The sequence below is a fragment of the Chitinophaga sp. 22620 genome (assembly GCF_052044405.1).
GTDB lineage: Bacteria > Bacteroidota > Bacteroidia > Chitinophagales > Chitinophagaceae > Chitinophaga.
In genome coordinates, this window is the sequence record NZ_JBQEMV010000001.1 from 53,235 (window position 1) to 73,002 (window position 19,768).

General features: G+C 53.9%; 19 protein-coding genes. 12 read left to right on the forward strand and 7 right to left on the reverse strand.

The window, feature by feature from the left end:
• The first annotated feature begins 51 nt into the window (after positions 1-51).
• The 10 genes from lpxD (at position 52) to ACTJIK_RS00205 (ending at position 9,719) form a co-directional block, all read left to right on the forward strand.
• A complete protein-coding gene (gene lpxD, locus ACTJIK_RS00160; RefSeq protein ID WP_440644214.1) occupies positions 52-1,107 on the forward strand; it encodes a UDP-3-O-(3-hydroxymyristoyl)glucosamine N-acyltransferase in 1,056 nt (351 codons plus the stop codon).
• 68 nt (positions 1,108-1,175) lie between these two features.
• Positions 1,176-2,594, forward strand: coding sequence for a bifunctional UDP-3-O-[3-hydroxymyristoyl] N-acetylglucosamine deacetylase/3-hydroxyacyl-ACP dehydratase (locus ACTJIK_RS00165; RefSeq protein ID WP_440644215.1), 1,419 nt, complete (start codon positions 1,176-1,178; stop codon positions 2,592-2,594).
• A gap of 4 nt (positions 2,595-2,598) precedes the next feature.
• Positions 2,599-3,399, forward strand: coding sequence for an acyl-ACP--UDP-N-acetylglucosamine O-acyltransferase (lpxA, locus tag ACTJIK_RS00170; protein WP_440644216.1), 801 nt, complete (start codon positions 2,599-2,601; stop codon positions 3,397-3,399).
• The gene (locus ACTJIK_RS00175) at positions 3,383-4,000 is read left to right on the forward strand and encodes an ABC transporter ATP-binding protein (protein WP_440644217.1); all 618 of its coding nucleotides are present in this window, start codon (positions 3,383-3,385) and stop codon (positions 3,998-4,000) included. The genes lpxA and ACTJIK_RS00175 overlap by 17 nt, the downstream gene beginning before the upstream one ends.
• Positions 4,001-4,037: 37 nt before the next feature.
• Positions 4,038-5,366 (forward strand): MFS transporter, encoded by a 1,329-nt coding sequence (locus tag ACTJIK_RS00180; protein WP_440644218.1) that lies wholly within the window; start codon positions 4,038-4,040, stop codon positions 5,364-5,366.
• Positions 5,367-5,390: 24 nt separating this feature from the next.
• Complete coding sequence (locus tag ACTJIK_RS00185) at positions 5,391-6,230, forward strand: MBL fold metallo-hydrolase (protein ID WP_440644219.1); 840 nt, start codon at positions 5,391-5,393, stop codon at positions 6,228-6,230.
• 23 nt (positions 6,231-6,253) lie between these two features.
• A complete protein-coding gene (locus ACTJIK_RS00190; RefSeq protein ID WP_440644220.1) occupies positions 6,254-6,700 on the forward strand; it encodes a hypothetical protein in 447 nt (148 codons plus the stop codon).
• Between the two features lie 27 nt (positions 6,701-6,727).
• Complete coding sequence (locus tag ACTJIK_RS00195; RefSeq protein ID WP_440644221.1) at positions 6,728-8,281, forward strand: helicase HerA-like domain-containing protein; 1,554 nt, start codon at positions 6,728-6,730, stop codon at positions 8,279-8,281.
• 17 nt (positions 8,282-8,298) lie between these two features.
• The gene (locus tag ACTJIK_RS00200; protein ID WP_440644222.1) at positions 8,299-8,667 is read left to right on the forward strand and encodes an SdpI family protein; all 369 of its coding nucleotides are present in this window, start codon (positions 8,299-8,301) and stop codon (positions 8,665-8,667) included.
• A 5-nt stretch (positions 8,668-8,672) separates the two neighbouring features.
• Positions 8,673-9,719: a Gfo/Idh/MocA family oxidoreductase gene (locus ACTJIK_RS00205; RefSeq protein ID WP_440644223.1), complete on the forward strand. Its 1,047-nt coding sequence runs from the start codon at positions 8,673-8,675 to the stop codon at positions 9,717-9,719.
• On the opposite strand, the gene ACTJIK_RS00210 is transcribed toward ACTJIK_RS00205, so the two are convergent.
• Genes ACTJIK_RS00210 through ACTJIK_RS00220 form a run of 3 tightly spaced genes read right to left on the reverse strand, consistent with a single transcriptional unit; the run spans position 9,709 to position 14,367 of the window.
• Positions 9,709-11,610 carry a RecQ family ATP-dependent DNA helicase gene (locus ACTJIK_RS00210; protein WP_440644224.1) on the reverse strand — a complete coding sequence of 634 codons (1,902 nt, stop codon included), beginning with the start codon at positions 11,608-11,610 and terminating at the stop codon, positions 9,709-9,711. The two genes, ACTJIK_RS00205 and ACTJIK_RS00210, sit on opposite strands and share 11 nt — an antisense overlap.
• A gap of 3 nt (positions 11,611-11,613) precedes the next feature.
• Positions 11,614-12,219, reverse strand: a complete 606-nt coding sequence (locus tag ACTJIK_RS00215; protein WP_440644225.1) for a trimeric intracellular cation channel family protein — start codon at positions 12,217-12,219, stop codon at positions 11,614-11,616.
• A 39-nt stretch (positions 12,220-12,258) separates the two neighbouring features.
• Positions 12,259-14,367 (reverse strand): heavy metal translocating P-type ATPase, encoded by a 2,109-nt coding sequence (locus ACTJIK_RS00220; RefSeq protein WP_440644226.1) that lies wholly within the window; start codon positions 14,365-14,367, stop codon positions 12,259-12,261.
• A gap of 251 nt (positions 14,368-14,618) precedes the next feature.
• Here ACTJIK_RS00220 and tsaE point away from each other — a divergent pair, with 251 nt between their 5' ends.
• Together tsaE and ACTJIK_RS00230 are read left to right on the forward strand one after the other, a co-directional pair.
• On the forward strand, positions 14,619-15,080 hold the full coding sequence (gene tsaE, locus ACTJIK_RS00225; protein ID WP_440644227.1) for a tRNA (adenosine(37)-N6)-threonylcarbamoyltransferase complex ATPase subunit type 1 TsaE: 462 nt from the start codon (positions 14,619-14,621) through the stop codon (positions 15,078-15,080).
• Between the two features lie 98 nt (positions 15,081-15,178).
• Positions 15,179-16,345 carry an alanine dehydrogenase gene (locus ACTJIK_RS00230; protein ID WP_440644228.1) on the forward strand — a complete coding sequence of 389 codons (1,167 nt, stop codon included), beginning with the start codon at positions 15,179-15,181 and terminating at the stop codon, positions 16,343-16,345.
• Between the two features lie 5 nt (positions 16,346-16,350).
• Here ACTJIK_RS00230 and ACTJIK_RS00235 read toward each other — a convergent pair whose 3' ends face one another.
• The 4 genes from ACTJIK_RS00235 to ACTJIK_RS00250 form a co-directional block, all read right to left on the reverse strand.
• Complete coding sequence (locus ACTJIK_RS00235; RefSeq protein ID WP_440644229.1) at positions 16,351-17,595, reverse strand: outer membrane beta-barrel protein; 1,245 nt, start codon at positions 17,593-17,595, stop codon at positions 16,351-16,353.
• 21 nt (positions 17,596-17,616) lie between these two features.
• On the reverse strand, positions 17,617-18,411 hold the full coding sequence (locus tag ACTJIK_RS00240; protein ID WP_440644231.1) for an undecaprenyl-diphosphate phosphatase: 795 nt from the start codon (positions 18,409-18,411) through the stop codon (positions 17,617-17,619).
• Positions 18,412-18,478: 67 nt separating this feature from the next.
• The gene (locus tag ACTJIK_RS00245) at positions 18,479-18,730 is read right to left on the reverse strand and encodes a DUF3098 domain-containing protein (protein ID WP_440644232.1); all 252 of its coding nucleotides are present in this window, start codon (positions 18,728-18,730) and stop codon (positions 18,479-18,481) included.
• A 21-nt stretch (positions 18,731-18,751) separates the two neighbouring features.
• Positions 18,752-19,624 carry a cell division protein FtsX gene (locus tag ACTJIK_RS00250; protein WP_440644234.1) on the reverse strand — a complete coding sequence of 291 codons (873 nt, stop codon included), beginning with the start codon at positions 19,622-19,624 and terminating at the stop codon, positions 18,752-18,754.
• Positions 19,625-19,768 lie beyond the last annotated feature (144 nt).

The window sequence follows — 19,768 nt, forward strand, 5'->3', positions numbered from 1 at the left end:
CATTCATATTATCCGGAGACGGCCTGGAAGGTAACATTTCAACTTATAATTATGCAATTTAGCGCATTACAGCTGGCTACCATACTGAACGGGAAGCTGGAAGGAGACCCGGAAGTGAAAGTGCACAATATCGCCAAGATAGAGGAGGCAGGAGATGGTATGCTGAGCTTCATCGCCAATCCCAAATACGAGGAGTTCATTTATACCACGCAGGCTTCTATCCTGATCGTAAACGATACGCTTGAGATAGAGCGGGCGATCAAACCTACGCTGATCCGTGTAAAGGACGCGTACAGCTCCTTTGCCCTTCTCCTGGAAAAATACCAGCAAATGGTCGGCGCAGGAGCCAAAACGGGCATCCAGCAGCCATCCCATGTGCCTTCTTCGGTTAAAATAGGCCAGAACGTGTTTATCGGCGCCTTCGCCTACCTGGGTGAGAACGTGGTGCTGGGCGACAATGTGAAGATCTATCCCGGCGTATACCTCGGCGATAATGTGAAGATCGGCAATGGCTCCGTGCTGTACCCCGGCGTGAAAGTGTACGACAACTGCGTGGCGGGCAACCGCGTGATCCTTCATGCCGGCTGCGTGATCGGCGGGGACGGCTTCGGGTTTGCCCCGCAGTCTGACGGTACCTATAAAAAAGTGCCCCAGGTGGGCAACGTCATCATCCACGACGATGTGGAGATCGGCGCCAATACGACCATAGACAGGGCTACGATGGGCTCCACCGTGATCCACTCCGGCGTGAAGCTGGACAACCTGATCCAGATAGCCCATAACGTGGAGATCGGCAACAGCACCGTGATTGCGGCGCAAACCGGGGTTTCCGGCAGCACCAAGATCGGGAAGAACTGCGTGATAGGCGGCCAGGTGGGCATTGTTGGCCACATCCAGATAGCCGATGGCACGAAGATCAACGCCCAGAGCGGACTTTCAAAATCCATAACCGCTCCCAACACGTCTTTAACGGGTTCCCCGGCATACGATTATAAAAGTTCACTGAAAAGTCAGGCAATTTTTAGAAATTTGCCGGACCTTGAAAAGCGGGTAAAGGAGCTGGAAGACATGGTGAAGCAGCTGCTGGCCGAAAAAGCCGGTGTGTAAGGGAAACCTTCCCGCCGGGATCACTTCACGTTTGGCAAGGAGTTTAACGCATTGAATACGAAGATATAATGATGGATAATCAGCAACAGAACCAACAAACCCTGCAAGGCCCTGTGACTATATCGGGCGTTGGTTTGCACACAGGCGCTCATGTGAATATGACGCTCAAGCCGGCCATGCCTGGCTTCGGGATCAAGTTCCAACGCATAGACCTCCCCGATCAGCCCATCGTAAAAGCTGATGTGGACTACGTGGTGGATACCGCCCGCGGCACCACCCTTGAGCATAACGGCGCCCGTGTAAGCACTGTGGAGCATATCCTCGCCGCACTCGTGGGCAAAGGAGTGGATAATGTGCTGATTGAGCTCAACGGCCCTGAGATCCCCATTATGGACGGCAGTTCCATGCCCTTCATCGAAGTGATCGAAGAAGTGGGCATACAGGAGCAGGACGCCAAAAAGATCTGGTATTCCATAGACACCAATATCAATTACTACGACGAGGTAAAGAAAGTGGAAATGGTGGCGCTGCCGGCGGTAGACTACCGCATCACCGCCATGATCGACTTCAACTCGCAGGTGCTGGGCACACAACACGCCAACCTGAAGAGCCTCAGCGATTTCAAAAAAGAGATCGCGCCCTGCCGTACGTTCGTATTCCTGCATGAGCTGGAATACCTGCTGGCCAACAATCTCATCAAAGGCGGCGACATCAACAACGCCATCGTGGTGGTAGACAGGGCGGTGTCGGAAGACGAGCTGAAGCGCCTGGCCAAAGCCTTCGACCGTGAAGAGATCGCCGTGCAGCAGCGCGAAGGCATCCTCAACAACGCAGAACTGCATTTCCCCAACGAACCGGCGCGCCACAAGCTGCTGGACATCGTGGGAGACCTTGCCCTGATAGGCTATCCCATCAAGGCGCATATCATCGCCAACCGTCCCGGTCACGCTTCCAACGTGGAGTTTGCCCGTAAGATCAAGGCGTATATCAAAAAGAACAAACACAACCGGGACGTACCTATTTACGATCCCAACCAGCCGCCGATCTATGATATCAACCGGATCGTGCGCACCATGCCGCACCGTTACCCGATGCTGCTGGTAGACAAGATCATCGAACTGAGCGATACCCGTGTAGTGGGCGTAAAGAACGTAACTTTCAATGAACAGATATTCCAGGGCCACTTCCCCGGGAACCCGGTAATGCCGGGCGTGCTGATCTGCGAAGCGCTCGCACAGGTAGGCGGAATCCTCGCGCTGAACCCTATGCCGGACCCCGAGAACTATGATACCTATTTCCTGAAGATCGATAACTGCAAATTCAAACAGAAAGTATTGCCCGGCGATACCATGGTATTGAAAATGGAGCTGCTCAGCCCCATCCGCAGAGGTCTGGTGGAAATGAGAGGAACGGCATTCGTAGGCAACAAGGTATGCACAGAAGCTGACATGGTTGCTCAAATTGTTAAACGCGAAGGAACAAAATAACAGCATGATTCACCCGCTCACATACATCCACCCGGACGCCAAAGTAGCGCCCAATGTAAAAATTGATCCGTTTACTGTTATTCATAAAAATGTTGAGATCGGGGAAGGCACCTGGATCGGTTCCAATGTGACCGTGATGGAAGGCGCCCGGATCGGCAAGAACTGCCGCATCTTCCCCGGAGCGGTGATAGCAGCCATTCCGCAGGACCTCAAATTCGAAGGCGAGGATACCCTGGTGGAAATCGGCAACAACACCACCATCCGTGAATACGTGACCGTTAACAGGGGTACCAAAGACCGCTGGAAGACCTCCATCGGCAACAACTGCCTGATCATGGCCTATAGCCATATCGCGCACGACTGTACGGTTGGCGATTACTGCGTTTTTTCCAACAACACCACCCTGGCCGGCCACATCACCGTGGGCGATCATGTAGTGCTGGCGGGAATGGTAGCCGTTCAGCAGTTCTGCAAGATCGGCGACCACGCTTTCGTAACCGGCGGCTCGCTGGTGCGGAAAGACGTTCCCCCCTACGTGAAAGCGGCAAGGGAGCCCCTCTCCTACGTGGGCGTAAACTCCATCGGCCTCAAACGCCGCGGCTTTTCGCTGGACAAGATCAACCACATCCTGGACATTTACCGGATACTCTTCGTAAAAGGCAACAATATTTCCAAAGCCATCCGCATCATTGAAGCCGAGTTCCCGGCCACGGACGAAAGAGATGAGATACTCTCCTTCATCCGCGATTCCGGCCGCGGCATCATGAGAGGGTACAGCACCAGGGCGAATGACGATCTCGCTTAACCAGGTAGGCAAGCGGTTCAACTACGACTGGATATTCCGTCGTTTCACCTATACATTCTCCGGTACAGGCCATTACGCCATCCTGGGGCCAAACGGGTCCGGCAAATCCACTTTGCTGCAGATCGTTAGCGGCCACCATCATCATAGCGAAGGCGAGGTACAATATCTTTTCAACGAACAGGTGCTCCCGCAGGACCAGTTCTTCCGCCATTGCGCCATCGTAGCGCCCTACCTGGAGCTGGTGGAAGAATTTACGCTGGAGGAATGTTTCGATTTCCATCTTCACTTCAAATCTTTCCTTCCCGGCTTCAAAGCCCGGGAAATTGCAGGCATCGTTGGACTGGAAAAAGCCTGGCACAAACAGGTGCGTTATTTCTCCTCCGGGATGAAACAGCGCGCCCGCCTTGCTTTGGCGATCTTTTCAGACGTGCAGGTGCTGCTGCTTGACGAGCCCTGCACTAATCTCGATGCGCCGGGCATCGCCCTGTACCAGCAGCTGGTAAGGGAATACTGCGGCAACCGGCTCGTGATCGTAAGCTCCAACGACGAGGCGGAATACGGATTTTGCAAAGAACGTATACAGATCAGCGATTATAAGTAGTACTTTTAATTATTCATGTGAATATTAAAAATTCCCTATGAGCATTCCAAACAAGAAAGTAGTGAATGGCTGGGCCATGTATGACTGGGCCAATTCAGTGTATAACCTTGTTATTACCACCACGTTCTTCCCCATCTATTACCTGGGCGTAACCCGCTCCAAATTCGGCGGCGACGATGTGGTGTTCTTTGGTAAAACGCTGAAGAACTCGGTATTGTACGACTACGTGCTGTCCGCCGCTTATCTTATTATCGCTCTCAGTCTTCCTATCCTTTCCTCTATCGCGGATACAAGAGGGAATAAAAAGAATTTCCTTCGTTTTTTCTGTTACCTGGGCTCCTTTGCCTGTGCGTCGCTGTTCTTTTTTACAGACAACAGGCCGCTGGAACCGGGTATGCTCTCCGTTATGCTGGCCGCTATCGGCTTCTGGGGCGGGCTCGTGTTCTATAACTCTTACCTGCCGGAGATCGTTGCGCCTGAATACCAGGACCGTGTGAGCGCACGCGGTTTTTCATTCGGCTACATGGGTAGCGTGCTGATGCAGCTGATAGGCTTTGCATTGGTAACCCTTCATCCTTTCGGCATTACAGACGGCGAAGCCGTACGCATTACTTTCCTCCTTGTCGGCGTCTGGTGGTTCGGTTTCGCGCAGGTCACCTTTAAACGCCTGCCCGCCTCCAAACCCGCCATCAGCGAGCATACCGGCAGCGTGTTCAAAGACGGGTTCGTGGAGCTGAAAAAAGTGTACGCGCAGGTGCGCGTAATGCCCGTCCTGAAAAGGTTCCTCCGGGCGTTTTTCTTTTACAGCATGGGCGTGCAGACCGTGATGATGGTGGCCGTTATTTTCGCCTCGGTGGAACTGAAGATGGAATCTACCAATCTCATTATCTGCGTGGTGCTCATCCAGCTGGTGGCCATTCTCGGCGCATGGGGCATGGCCAGGCTTTCAGGCCGCTTCGGCAACTTTAAGGTGCTGATCGCCACTGTGCTGCTGTGGATCGGGGTATGCATCAACGCCTATTACATTACCACCGAATCACAGTTCTACATCCTCGCGATGGCCGTGGGCCTGGTAATGGGCGGCATCCAGTCGCTGAGCCGCTCCACATACGCCAAGCTGATCCCGGAAACCCGCGACACCGCTTCTTTTTTCTCCTATTACGACGTCACCGAAAAAATGGCCATTGCCATCGGGGTGTTCAGCTTCGGGTATATCGAGCACATGACCAACAACATGCGCACGTCTGTATTGGTATTGATCGGATTTTTCACCATCGGCCTCATCTGGCTTTTTTCTGCTTTGCAGAAACAACGTAGATTAGCAAACGGAAAACCGCAGGCGCCCGCATTCGAAAACAGGGCATAGCCTGCGGGAAGAAAACCTTAACGGATGCAATTACACACGATCAATACCGGCCTTTTTAAACTGGACGGCGGCGCCATGTTCGGCGTTGTGCCCAAAACCATCTGGCAGAAACTGAACCCGCCCGACAGCAACAACATGTGCACCTGGGCCATGCGCTGCCTGCTGATGGAAGATAACAACCGCCTCATCCTGATAGACAACGGCATCGGTAATAAACAGGACGAAAAATTCTTCAGCCACTATTACCTGCATGGCGACGATACGCTGGACAAATCGCTCAAAGCCCTCGGCTACCACCGCGACGACATCACCGACGTATTCCTCACCCACCTGCACTTCGACCATTGCGGCGGCAGCATAGAACGGCAGGGCGACAAGCTGGTGCCTGCCTTCAAAAACGCCACCTACTGGAGCAACGAAGCACACTGGAAATGGGCCACCAATCCCAACGACAGGGAAAAAGCCTCTTTCCTGAAAGAAAATATCCTGCCCATCCAGCAGAGCGGCCAGCTGAAATTCATTGCGCAGCAGGACGGTATTGCATTTACCGACCACATGCGCGTGCGTTTTGCCTTTGGCCATACGGACGCCATGATGCTGCCGGAGATCCGCTACAACGGCCGTACGCTGGTGTACATGGCAGACCTGCTGCCTTCCGCCGGCCACATCCCGCTGCCGTATGTGATGGCCTACGATATGTTCCCGCTCACCACCCTGGAAGAGAAAAAACGCTTCCTCATCGAAGCCAGCGAACGGGAATATGTGCTGTATTTCGAGCACGACCCGGCCATCGAATGCGGCATTTTGCACAGCACCGAAAAAGGCATCAGGCTGAAAGAATCATTCCCGTTAAGCGCATTGTAATCACCCATATAAAACATTTAACCATGCAAAAATTACTTACCCGCATCCTGCCCGTAGCCGCAGCGATTGCGTTTGCAGCCTGCCAGGGCGGAAACACTTCCACCAATACCGCAGCCCTGAAAGATTCACTGGAAATTGATTCCCTCTCCTCCGTTGTGATGACCATCCACGACGAAGGCATGGCCAAAATGATGACCATCCGCCGGCTGAAAGAGCGCGTAGTGGAAGTGAAAGACAGTCTTGCCGCGAAAAAGGCCGACACCGCCGCTTACTTTGTGACCGCCAACCTGCTGGACAGCGCCACCAGCGCGATGAACAGCTGGATGACCGGCTACGACATGGAGTTGAAAGATAAGAACGCACCCGAGAAAAAAGCTTACCTCGAAGCGGAGAGAAAGAAGATCGCAGATGTGCAGGACCTGATGAGCAACAGCATCAAAGGCGCCAAAACCTTACTGAAAGAAGAATAGTCCCTGTCTTAATTAAAAACTGTCCACATGGCTAACCAGGAAGCATTTTCCGAATACATCAAAAACGGCTATACGTTCAAAGGCGAACATTTTAAACTGGGCTGCGCCATGCTGAACGGCGAGGTGGTGACCGGCGCGGATGTGATGCTGCCGCTCAAGACCCTGAACCGCCACGGCCTGATCGCGGGCGCTACCGGCACCGGTAAAACCAAGACCCTGCAGGTGATCGCCGAGGGCCTCAGCGACGCCAGCGTGCCCGTTATGCTCATGGACATCAAGGGCGACCTCAGCGGTATAGCGGCCGCCGGTGCTTCCAATGCAAAGATCGAAGAGCGGTACACGAAGATCGGCGGCACATGGAGCCCCGCGGCTTACCCCGTGGAGCTGCTGAGCCTCAGCCAGGAAAAAGGCGTGCGCCTCCGCGCCACGGTGACCGAATTCGGCCCCGTGCTGCTGTCGAAGATACTGGAGCTGAACGATACGCAGGCCGGCCTGGTAGCCATGATCTTTAAATACTGCGACGATCACAAGCTGCCGCTGCTGGACCTGAAGGACTTTAAAAAAGTGCTGCAGTTCGTTAGCGACGAAGGCAAGAAGGAGCTTGAAAAAGACTACGGCAAAATATCCACCACTTCCACCGGCACCATCCTGCGGAAAGTGATAGAGCTGGAGCAGCAGGGCGGCGCCTTGTTCTTCGGTGAAAAATCCTTTGAAGTGGACGACCTGATGCACATCGGGGACGACGGCCGCGGGAAGATCTCCATTGTGCGCGTAACAGACATACAGGACCGGCCGAAACTCTTTTCCACCTTCATGCTCAGCCTGCTGGCCGAATTGTACGCCACGCTCCCGGAAGAAGGTGATATGGACAAACCCAAGCTGGTGATGTTCATAGACGAGGCGCACCTCATTTTCCAGGAAGCCAGCGACGCGCTGCTGCAGCAGATCGAGACTATCATCAAGCTCATCCGTTCCAAGGGTGTGGGCATCTTTTTCTGCACACAGAACCCGATGGACGTGCCGGCTTCCGTGCTGGGCCAGCTGGGCCTGAAAGTGCAGCACGCCCTTCGCGCGTTCACCGCCAACGACCGCAAGGCCATCAAACAAACGGCGGAGAACTACCCGCTTTCCGATTTCTACAAAACCGATGAGCTGCTCACCCAGATCGGCATTGGCGAAGCGCTGGTAACCTGCCTCAGCGAAAAAGGCACGCCTACGCCACTCGCCGCCACCATGCTGGTAAGCCCCCGTTCGCGGATGGATATTCTCAACCCGGAAGAGCTGGACCAGCTGGTAAGCAGCTCCAAGCTTGTGAAAAAATACAATACCGAGATAGATACCGAAAGCGCTTACGAGATACTGAACGCCAAGCTGGAAGAAGCTGCTGAGCGAACCAAAGCCGAAGAAGAAGCCCCGGCGAAGAAAAGCAGGGCGAAAGAAGAAAAAGGCCTGCTGGAAACGATCATGACCAGCTCAGCCGCAAGGCAGGCAGGCCGTACCGCCGCGAACGTGATCACCCGCAGCCTGCTGGGCGCGCTGGGGCTGGGCGGGCGAAGCAAAAAGAAAACAAGCTGGTTCTAAGCATTAAAAACATTGCCATGGTCAATGTCATAATTGCCGGGCTGGGACTGGTTTACAGCATCCTCGGCGCCTGGATGTGGAAAAAGCCCCCGCGGAAGATCAACCTGCTGGCCGGTTATCGCACGGCCCGGTCCATGAAAAGCCAGGCGGCCTGGGATTTTGCGCAGGTATATGCAGGCAGGCTCATGTGCCTTTGCGGACTGGCTTTGCTGCTGGTGGCGGCACCACTGTTCTGGCTTTCCGGTTACAATTACGAGACAACGAACCCGGCGTTGATTGTATTGCTTCCGATCATTCCGGTAGTTGCAGCTACGATAATTCCTTTATATTTTACAGAGCGAAAACTCAAACAACTTTTCGATAACGAAGGGAATCCGAAAAAATAAAAGATATGTCAGCACCGATCAAAACAGGTTTATGCTCTTACGGCCACAGCGGTTATGCGTTCCATGCGCCGTTCATTCACGTGCACCCGGGCTTTGAGCTTACGGCCGTAGTGGAACGCAGCAAGCACCTCACGCAGCAACGTTATCCATATGTGAAAATTTACCCGGACGTGCAGGCGCTGTTCAAAGACCCGAACCTGGAACTGATCGTGGTGAATACACCCAACTATACACACTACGAGTATTCCAAAGCCGCACTGCTGGCGGGTAAGAACGTGATCGTGGAAAAGCCTTTCACCGTTACTTCCGCCGAAGGCGAAGAACTGATACAGCTCGCCGCTTCCAAAAAATTGCTGCTGAGCGTGTACCAGAACCGCCGTTACGACAGCGATTACAAGATCGTGAAGAAAGTGGTGAACGACGGGCTGCTGGGCGATATCCTGGAAGTAGAGTTCCACTACGACCGTTTTAAGGAAGAGCTGAGCTACAAAGCGCATAAGGAAGTGGCCGCGAAAGGCACCGGCGTACTGTACGATCTAGGCTCGCACCTGATAGACCAGGCGCTGACCATCTTCGGCATGCCCAAAGCCATTTTCGGCGATGTGCGCATCATCCGCAAAGATTCCGTGGTGGATGATTATTTTGAAATGCTGATGTATTACGATACCCTGCGCGTGCGCCTCAAATCCAGCTACCTGGTACGGGAAGCGCTGCCGGCTTACATCCTGCACGGCCGCAAAGGCTCCTTCATCAAATCCAAATCAGACATACAGGAAGCATTGCTCATGAAAGGCGTGCTGCCCGATACGCCGGACTGGGGCGCTGAAGCCGCCAGCGAGTGGGGATTGCTGCACACGGAAATAGACGGCAAGACCGTGAAAGAATACCTTCCAGGCGGCAATGGCAATTACCTGGATTATTACCAGGGCATTTACGCCGCGCTGCGGGAAAACAAACCCAACCCGGTTACACCGGAAGACGGGCTGAATGTCGTAAAAGTTATTGAAGCTGTTTTTAAAAGCAGCGAAGAAGGCCGCGTGATCAATCTTTAGCGGCGGAAAGTATCCCGTCTCCGTCACGCAGCACAAGTCCTTCCGCGATCAGGAACTGCAGGGTGGCCAGCACCCTGCTTTCCTCCGCGTTCACCCGCCTGACAAGATCCTGCACGGAACCTTTTTCCTGCAATGCGTTGAGGATGGCAGTGGCCAGTTTCCCGAACTCACCTTCTTTCAGTTCCCCTTTTTCTTTCTTCACGCATACATCGCAAACACCGCAGGGCTCCGCGTCCTTTTCGCCGAAATAAGCCACCAGCTGCTGTGTGCGGCAGGTATTGCCGTTGCGGGCGTAGTTGGCCATGGCGGCGATGCGCGCTTCCATTACTTTTTTCCGGGCTTCCACGCGGGCCATATTCACTTGCAGAAATTGCGCGCCCACGCGTTCTTCCAGGAAATTCAGCTGGGGATTGTCTTTACGGGGATAATACCGGATGATCGCCTGCCGGTGCAGGAGCTGCAGGTCATGAATCACGTCCTGCTCGCCGATGCGCATAAGCCGGGCGATCTGTTTTTCAAAAATGGGCACCGCATTGTCGAAAATGCCTTCGTAGGTACGGAGCAGAGTTTTAATAAGCGGCTCCATGGCGGGGCTGGCGGTTTCGTATTCGTACAGCGCCTCGCGGCTGGTCGCAAATTCCACGCGCGAAGGCAGGTAAACGCTTTCGCTGAGCTGCCAGACGCCTTCCTGCTCCAGGATGCGCAGCGCGCTGAAAGCGGTGGTAATATTGAGGGAAAAACGTTTTACGAATTCGTTGATGTCGAAGTCGTAGTACACGCCTTCCGTGCCTTTGGGTACCTGTAAGTAATTCACCACTGCCTGGAATACGCCCCTAATTTCTTCAAGGCCGGGAAACTGAAGCGGGATGCGGGCTTCCAGCTCCTGGATATCCCTTTCGGAATAAAGCATCACCGCATAGGCCTTTTGTTCGTCGCGGCCTGCGCGGCCTGCTTCCTGGTAATAGGCTTCAATACTGTCCGGCATATCGGCATGTATCACCATGCGCACATCCGGTTTGTCTATCCCCATTCCGAAGGCATTGGTGCATACCATCACACGTATGTCGCTTTTGATCCAGGCTTCCTGGCGGGTGGAACGTTCGGCGCTGCTGAGGCCCGCGTGGTAATAGCTGGCCGAAATGCCCTGCGCGGAAAGCAGGCCCGCTATCTCCTTGGTCTGCCGCCGGTTCCGGCAGTAAACGATGGCGGAGCCCGGCACGCGGTCCAGTATCTGTTTGATGCGGGTCAGTTTGTTTTCGCCTTCCGCCACGCTGTAGGAAAGGTTCGCCCGGGCAAAACTTTTTACGAATACGGCCGGGTTGCGCAGCTGGAGCTTTTCGCAGATGTCTTCCTTCACTTTCGGTGTAGCCGTGGCCGTTAGCGCCAGCACCGGCGCATCGGGGAACTGTTCCCGGATGCTGGCGATCTGCAGGTACGCCGGCCTGAAATCGTAGCCCCATTGCGAAATACAATGCGCCTCGTCTACCGCGATCAGCTTTACGGGCAGCACATCGCAATACCAGAGGAAGCGGCGGCTTTGCAGGCGCTCCGGCGAAACGTACAGGAATTTTATCTCCCCTTCGCGCGCCAGCGCCAGCACCTTTTCCACGTCGCGGGCCTGCATGCCGGCATAGATCGCAAAAGCGGGAATGCCGCGCTTGTTAAGGTTTTCCACCTGGTCTTTCATCAGCGCGATCAGCGGGGTGATCACCAGGCAAAGCCCATCGTTCATCATGGCCGGCACCTGGAAGCAGATGGATTTGCCGCCGCCGGTGGGCAGCAGCGCCAGCGTATCGCGCCCGGCTGCAACGGACGCCACGATCTCGTCCTGCAGAGGCCTGAACTGCTGGTAACCCCAAAAGCGGTGTAATATGGAAAGTGCCGAAACCATGCGTCAGTGTTTCTGTAAATAGGGTAATGACCAGCCTTTCTTCAGCGCGGTCAAACGGATGCCGATCACCAGCAGAATGCTGCCTACCATGTTCCAGTCCTCGTTCACCCCCAGGTGATGCAGGCCGATATACAATGCTGCGCCGGCCAGGCAGGCCGTGGCGTAGATCTGGCGGCTGAAGATGAGCGGAATTTCATTCACCATCATATCCCTGATCACCCCGCCGAAAATAGCGGAGATCATGCCCAGGATCACCGCGGCCCATGGATGCACACCGTAGAGCAGGGCTTTCTGCAGGCCGATGACGGTATAGAACCCGATACCCAATGTGTCGAACAGGAAAATGGACCGGCGGAAACGCAGCAGCCGCGCGCGGAACAGCACGGTCACCAGTACGCCCAGCCCAATGGCGATGATGTAATTGCTGTCGCTCACCCACACGGGGCGCAGGCCCAGTATGAGGTCGCGCAGGGTGCCGCCGCCAATGGAGGTGACGAATGCGGTGAAGCTCACGCCGAATATGTCGTGGTACATTTTTTTGTCCCAGGCCGCCAATGCGCCTGATATGGCAAAAACAAAAGTACCGATGAGGTCTAACCAGTATATCATTCAGCAAACCGATTGTGATATACGAATTAACGACAATTTTTAATGGTTTACATTTTTGAAGCGGAGGCGGATGGAGTTGATGGCCAGCACTACGTCGGACAAACCCATGATCAGCGCGCCCACAATGGGGTTCAGGAATCCCAGCGCCGCAACGGGAATAGCCACAACATTGTAGATAAAGGCCCAGAAAAGGTTCTGTTTGATGGTGAGATACGTATGTTTCCCCAGCCCGAGCGCCAGCGGCAGGGCGCCGAGGTGGTTGTTCAGCAATATCACGTTGGCGCTCTGCATGGCCACCTGCGTGGAATCGCTGAGCGATATGCCGATGGTAGCCTTTGCCAGGGCAGGCGCGTCGTTGATGCCATCGCCCACCATCGCGGTGGGTGCGGACTGCATCAGCTCGTCTATTTTCTGCAATTTCTGCTCGGGCGATCGTTCGGCGAACACTTCATCGATCCCCAGCTCTTTGGCCAGCTGTTCGCATTTGCGCTGCATATCGCCACTGAGGAGGATGGTGCGGATGCCGCTGCTTTTCAGCTGGCCGATCACGTTCTTCGCTTCGGGGCGCAGCTCGTCGATGAAATCTATCCAGCCTGCGAACGCGCCGTTCCGCAGCAGGTATATGCTATGCGAATCGTCTGTGGTGGCTTCTTTGGCCATGATGTAGGAGCCCAGGCGCCATTCATTCCCTTCTTTGTCTTTAGCCGCCATGCCAACGCCTTTATGTTCGCGTACCTGCTGCAAAACCGTTTCCGGCACGCCTTTCCAGGCCGCGACCAGAGAGCGGGCAATGGGGTGGGAAGAATATTTTTCAAGGCTGAACACGAGGGAGCGGAAGGTATCGTCGCCCATGCCGATGGCTTTCCACTGGCCGATCTGCAATTTGCCGGTGGTAAGCGTACCTGTTTTATCGAATACTATTTGCCGGATGTTGCGGAAAGACTCCAGTGTGTTGGCGCCTTTGATGAGGATGCCGTTGCGCGCGGCGCGGCCCAGGCCCACCATCACAGCGGCCGGCGTGGCAAGGCCCATGGCGCAGGGGCAGGCGATCACCAGCACGGCTACACTCCTCATAATAGCCACATCCAGCGGGGTGCCGCCAATGAAATACCAGCCGAGGAAAGTGACGAGCGCAATGCCCAGCACCGCGGGCACGAAGATGCCGCTGATCTTATCCGCCAGCTTTTGCATGGGCGGTTTGTTATGCTGAGCCTGTTTTACCAGTTCGATGATGTAAGACAAAACGGTATCTTTCCCGGTAGCGGTAATGTACATTTTGATGCTGCCGCTGTCCAGAATAGTACCGCCGATCACTTTATCCTTTTCATTCCGCGACACTGGCTCGCTTTCGCCGGTGATCATGGATTCGTTCACATGGCCGCTGCCCCAGTAAATGGTACCGTCCATGGGTATCTTGTCGCCGGTGTTCACCAGCACGCGGTCGCCTACACGCAGCGCGTTGTTGTCCACTTCGTCGATATGTTCCTGCCCCTCGTTGTTCACATGGATCTTCTTCGCCACCGTATGCTGCATCCTGGCCAGCTCCGCAATGGCCGTGGTGGTGGATTTCACAGACCTTTCCTCCAGCAGGTTGCCCAGGAACACGAGGGTAAGGATGGCCGCGGCTGTTTCGTAGAAGAGGTAATCCGCGCCCATGTTCATCAGCGTACCGGTAAGACTGTAAGCGAATGCGGCGGTGGCGCCGAGCGTGATCAGCACGTCCATATTAGCCATGCCGTTGCGCAGCGAGCGGAAGGCGCTGCGGCCGAAGTGCAGCATGCCCACGATGTAGACCGGCAATGTTAAAGCCAGTTGTACCCAGGCGTTATGCAGCCAATGCCAGCTCACCCACATATGCAGCAGCAGGGGCGCCGTAAACACGAGGCAGAACCAGAATTTGAAGGCAAGCGTGGTATAAAAAGGCCTCCCGGCCGGCCCCTGGTTGGGCAGTACCACTTCGTAACCAAGACTGTTAATACCGCTGATGATCTCACCCGCGTTCGCGCCCTGGGGAACGTTGAAGCTCAGTTCTTCCGTGGCCACGCTGATGGCCACATCTTCCATGCCTTTTTTCTCCAGGTATTTAGAAATGGTAAGGGCGCAGCTGGAGCAGTTCATCCCTTTTACTTTGCAACTGATCGTTTCCATAGCTTTTCAATTATTCCGGGGGGGTAACAGGATGCCCTACAAAATTACCACATACAGCCTTTCGGGACCAGGATTTTTATTGCAACGGCGGTGCTTTTTAGCGCCGCCGGCAGGGCCTTTCCGGCTATGGCCGGGATTTCTCCGGGTGCCGGACTATTATTGCAACAGCGGTGCTTTTTCCGTACCCCCGGCTGCGTGATTAATGGCCCGGAATTGCTAATTTTATGGCTTATACCAGGGATATATAGCGTATGAGGATCACATTTTCACACGAAGAGCTGCCGGAAACCGCCCGCCAGTTCTGGGAAACTTTCACCAATGAGCAGGTTTTTGCGATGAATGGCGAGATGGGCGTGGGAAAGACCACTTTTGTGAAAGCGCTTTGCACTGCCAAAGGAGTAGAAGACTCTACTGCCAGCCCCACTTTTTCGATCATCAACGAATACCGGTACACAGATGCCCGCAAGCGGGAAAAGATCATCTACCACCTGGACCTCTACCGGCTGAAAAGCCTGGAAGAAGCGATAGAAGCGGGGGTGGAAGACTGTCTTTACCATCCGGATGCCATCTGCTTCGTGGAATGGCCGGACGTTGTGGCCCCATTGCTGCCGCAGGATACGGTGTACATATACCTGTCTGTAATGGCGGACCAGCGCAGGAAACTGGTTGCCGGATCGGCCGATCCCGGGGAATTTACGCCGTCCCTGCAATAATAAATGTATCTTTGAAAGTGACCTAACACACTCAATTTTCTACGATTATGGAGCCAAGGCAAAAAACTGTTGTGAGTGCCGGATTTACATATTCCCCGATGGAAGAAACGCTGGATATCCCCACCAAGAATTCCAGGCTGTTCATCGGTATCCCCAAGGAAACATCCTTCCAGGAAAGCCGCATCGCGCTGACGCCCGATGCAGTAAGCATTCTCAGCAACAATGGCCATCACATCGTTGTGGAACATAAAGCCGGCGACGGTTCGCACTTTTATGATACGGACTATTCAGAAGCCGGTGCAGAGATCGTGTATGATAAAAGGGAAGTGTTCAAGGCAGACATCATCGTGAAATCGGCCCCGCTCAACGATGAGGAAATAGAGCTGCTGCGCCCGCACCAGATCGTTATTTCACCCATCCACCTTTCCGTGCTGAAAGCCGAGCAGCTTCAGAAGATGATGGATAAACGCATCACCCTCCTTTCTTTCGAAAACCTGAAAGACGATTCCGGCACCTACCCCATTGTAAGGGCCATGAGTGAAATAGCCGGCGGGGCTGTGATGCTCATTGCAGGGCAATATCTGAGCAATTCCAACAAAGGCAAAGGCATACTGCTGGGCGGCGTTACGGGCATTCCTCCCACCAAGGTGGTGATCATCGGCGCGGGGATTGTAGGCGAATTTGCGGCCCGCACCGCGCTGGCGCTGGGCTCTTCCGTAAAGGTATTCGACAACAACATCTACAAGCTCAAAAGGCTTCAGAACAATATAGGCGTACGTGTATTCACCTCCGTTATCCAGCCAAAGGTACTCGCGGAACAGCTGCGGAACGCCGATGTGGCGGTGGGCGCGCTATCGTCCCAAAGCGGCAGAACGCCCATTGTAGTCAGTGAGAGCATGGTCAGCAACATGAAGGCCGGTTCCGTGATCGTAGATGTGAGCATCGACCGTGGCGGCTGTTTTGAAACCTCTGAAGTGACCACCCACGAGAACCCCGTTTTCAAAAAATACGACGTGATCCATTACTGCGTGCCGAATATCCCTTCCGGCTTCGCGGGCACCGCTTCGCAGGCTATCAGCAACGTACTGATGCCACTGCTGCTGGAAGCCGCGGATGACGGCGGTTTCGAGAACCTGGTGTGGATCAAGCGCGGCGTGCGCAACGGCATTTACCTCTACAAAGGCGCTCTCACCAATTACCACCTCAGCGAGAAGTTCAAGCTGAAGTATACAGACCTTGAGCTGTTGCTGGCGGTGAAGGGATAATCCTGTCAAAACAACGTATACCTCAGCAGCAGCTGCGCGTTGGTAATACTGGAATTCAATGCCAGGAAGGGGCTGATATTATGTGGAAGCACCCACCTCATTTCCGCGTGCAGTTTGTTGTACCTCACGCCGATACCAGCCATTAACGGCAGCATGAACTCCCTTCCGCCGTCCAGGGCTTTTTCAGTGACCACAGGTACGCTGCTGGCCTCCGCATACCGTTTGAGATCATCTTTACCGCCTATGGAGATGGCGCCTGCCACGCCCGCGTTTACATACGGGCGGATGTTGCCTTTCGGATAGGTGTATTTCACCATCGTTTGTATCTGCACGTATTGCAGGTTCACATCCACGTTATATTTGAGGCCGTTACGCATAAAGTCGGAGGTGAAAGCGCGGCTTGTATATACCAGTTCGTTGTTCCAGGAGAACTTCTGGCGGTTGCGGGAAATCGGGATGTCCAGGAAAATACCCAGTACCGGCGTGGCTTTGCTGGCATATTTGCCGTCTGCCAGCGGGTGTGAGCCGGTAAATTTAGTGAAGTTAAGGCTTCCGCCGCCCATTATGCCGATGGTGGCCCGCAGCTGGCGGTCTTCCTTGCGCAGCACTACCTGCTCGCCCGGGTAACGGCAGGCAATGTATTGTTGCAGTATTTTCCGGATCTCAGCTTCGGAATAACCAAGGCGCAGCAGTTTCTGCTGCGGCACGCATCCGGCGGTTAAATTGGCCAGTTGCTGCCGGTAGAAATAGTGGGTTTTGAGCTTGCCGTGATTCCCGGATTCTGTATCGTGAATGTATGTTACTTTTCTTACCAGCTGCGTTACGCTGTCCTTTTCCATCAGGGCAAAGTGCTCCCGGTTGTGCGCGTCGCCGAACACCAGCAGTTTCACAGGGCCGTTCACCAATACGCGGAAAAAGTGCTCGCCCGTAACCGTATCGCGATCCTCAGAGCTGGAAAGCACGCTGACAGCCTCATTGGTAACATCCAGCCAGGCGGCCAGGGAGAGGTAGTGTTCGTCGTTTTCCGCAATGCGGAATCCTTTGATGTCCGCCGGTTTATACGTTTTTTCCACTCCACCATTTTCGCGGAAAACAATCTGCAGGGGGCTTGCATCCCATTTGCGGTAGTCGATACGGCCGGTGGCGCTGTCGCCATTGCGGAGCAGCAGCGTGCCGGGCACGAAGTTTTGCTGCGCGGCAAGCGAAAGCGTTGCCAGAAGGCAGGTACAGGTAAGGTACAGGAATTTCATGTTTGAGTACTTTTGATGCTTTTACGCTTCCATCTTGTAACCCATGAAGAAAGCGGCGAGGATGATAATGCCTACGATGATGCGGTAATAACCCCACATCTTGAAGCCGAATTTCTGCAAGGCTCCTATGAAAAATTTGATGGCCAGCATAGCCACGATAAACGCGACGATGTTGCCGATCACGAGCAGCTTGATATTTTCGCCGGAGCTCATGAGGAGGTCGCGGTGCTTAAGCAGTTTGTAACCGGTGGCGGCGGCCATGGTGGGAACGGCCAGGAAGAAGGAGAACTCGGCGGCGGCATGGCGGGTGAGCTTTTGCTGCATACCGCCGATGATGGTGGCCGCGCTGCGGCTTACGCCCGGAACCAGCGCTATGCACTGGAACAGCCCTATGCGGATGGCCTTGAAATAATCCATTTCCTCGTCTGAAGTGATGGTGGGAGCATTGAACCATTTGTCCACATACAGCAGTAAAATGCCGCCCAGTAAAAGCGTTGCGCCTACCACTTCGGGTTTTTCCAGCAGGCTGTCTATCTGGTCGCCAAGAATATAGCCGAGGCAGAGGGCGGGCAGCACGCCGAGGAAAAGTTTTATATAAAACTGCGGTTTCCCGAAATTGAAGAATTTCTTCCAGTACAGCACCACTACGGCCAGGATGGCTCCCAGCTGGATACATACTTCAAAAAGTTTGGTGAATTCGTCTTTATTGATCCCCATCAGGCTGCTGGCAATGATCATGTGGCCGGTGGACGAAACGGGGATGAATTCTGTCAGTCCTTCTACAATCGCAATAATGATCGCTTCTAAAATGCTCATGGTGCTGAAAAAATAAGAAAAGCGATGAGGTACTCATCGCTGTATGATGTGAATGTTTTCCGTTCTGTTACTGTTTGGGTTTGCGCATGATGGCATATACCTCCACGGCCAGGCCCAGCAGGATCACGATAGGCGCCAGGGTGATGCGGCGGAAGCTGTATACTTCTTCGGGGGAGAAGCGGTTGGGATCGGAGCTGTCGCCGCCCATCATCAGCAGGAAGCCGATCACGATCAGGGCGAGGCCCGCCAGCATCAGCTGGTAATTCATTTTCCCGAAGAGGCTCGGTTGTTGTTCACCTTGTTTAAGTTCTTTAGCCATTATCGTTTCATTAACTTTTGATCAATATAAATCGTCGAGTTTCAGTTTGAGGTATTTCATCACCGCGCGGTGAGTGCTCAGCAGGGAGATCACGATGCCGATGGCGATCAGGCCCAGGAACAGCAGGCTCGTCATCGTATAATCGCGCATCCCTTTCAGTTCGGGCAGGGCCGATTCAGCCATGTACATCAGCGCAATGAGCGCCGCAATGGCCAGGATGGCACTGATGGCGCCGTTGATGATGCTTCTCATATCGAAGGGCTTGGCAATGAACCAGCGCGTTGCCCCAACCATCTGCATGGTTTTGATGAGGAAGCGGTTGCTGTACATGGCCAGGCGGATGGTATTGTCTATGAGGAAAAGCACTACGATCGCCATTACGATGCTGATCACGAGCAGCACCATCCCTATTTTCTGCGCTTTATCCAGCACCTGTGTTACCAAGGCTTTGGGATAGTTCAGCTCACGTACGGCCACGCGGTTCTTGATGTGATCTTCGATCATTTTCAGGCTGTCCGGGTGTACGTAACGTTCATACAGGGTGATGTCTATGCTTGCGTCCAGCGGGTTGTAGCCCAGCACGGCGAAGTTCTCTTCCGGGTTTTCTTTTTTGAATCTTTCCGCTGCCATGTCTTTCGACACATATTCGATCTCTTTCACAAAGGGCATAACGGCCAGGGAATCTTTGAGGAGGTTAGCCTGCTGCTCCTTCACGCTTTCGCGCAGAAACACCTGTAATTCAATGCTTTCCTTGAAATAACGGCTAAGGTTGCGGGCATTGATCATGAAAAGGCCGAGTACGCCGAGCAGGATCAATACCAGTGTAACACCAATGATTGAATAGATATACGACGGCTTCGATTTCTTTGCTGATGATTTCCCTGATTGAGCCATTCCTCTTTAGTTTATGGGCGAAAATAATAAAAATTAGGAGTTATGTTTACATTTGCCATCCCAAACGGTATTTTAACATTTTTTATTATATAGAAATGTGGCCGGTTGGAAAATGGCTTACAAAACCTTAAATTACTACAACCG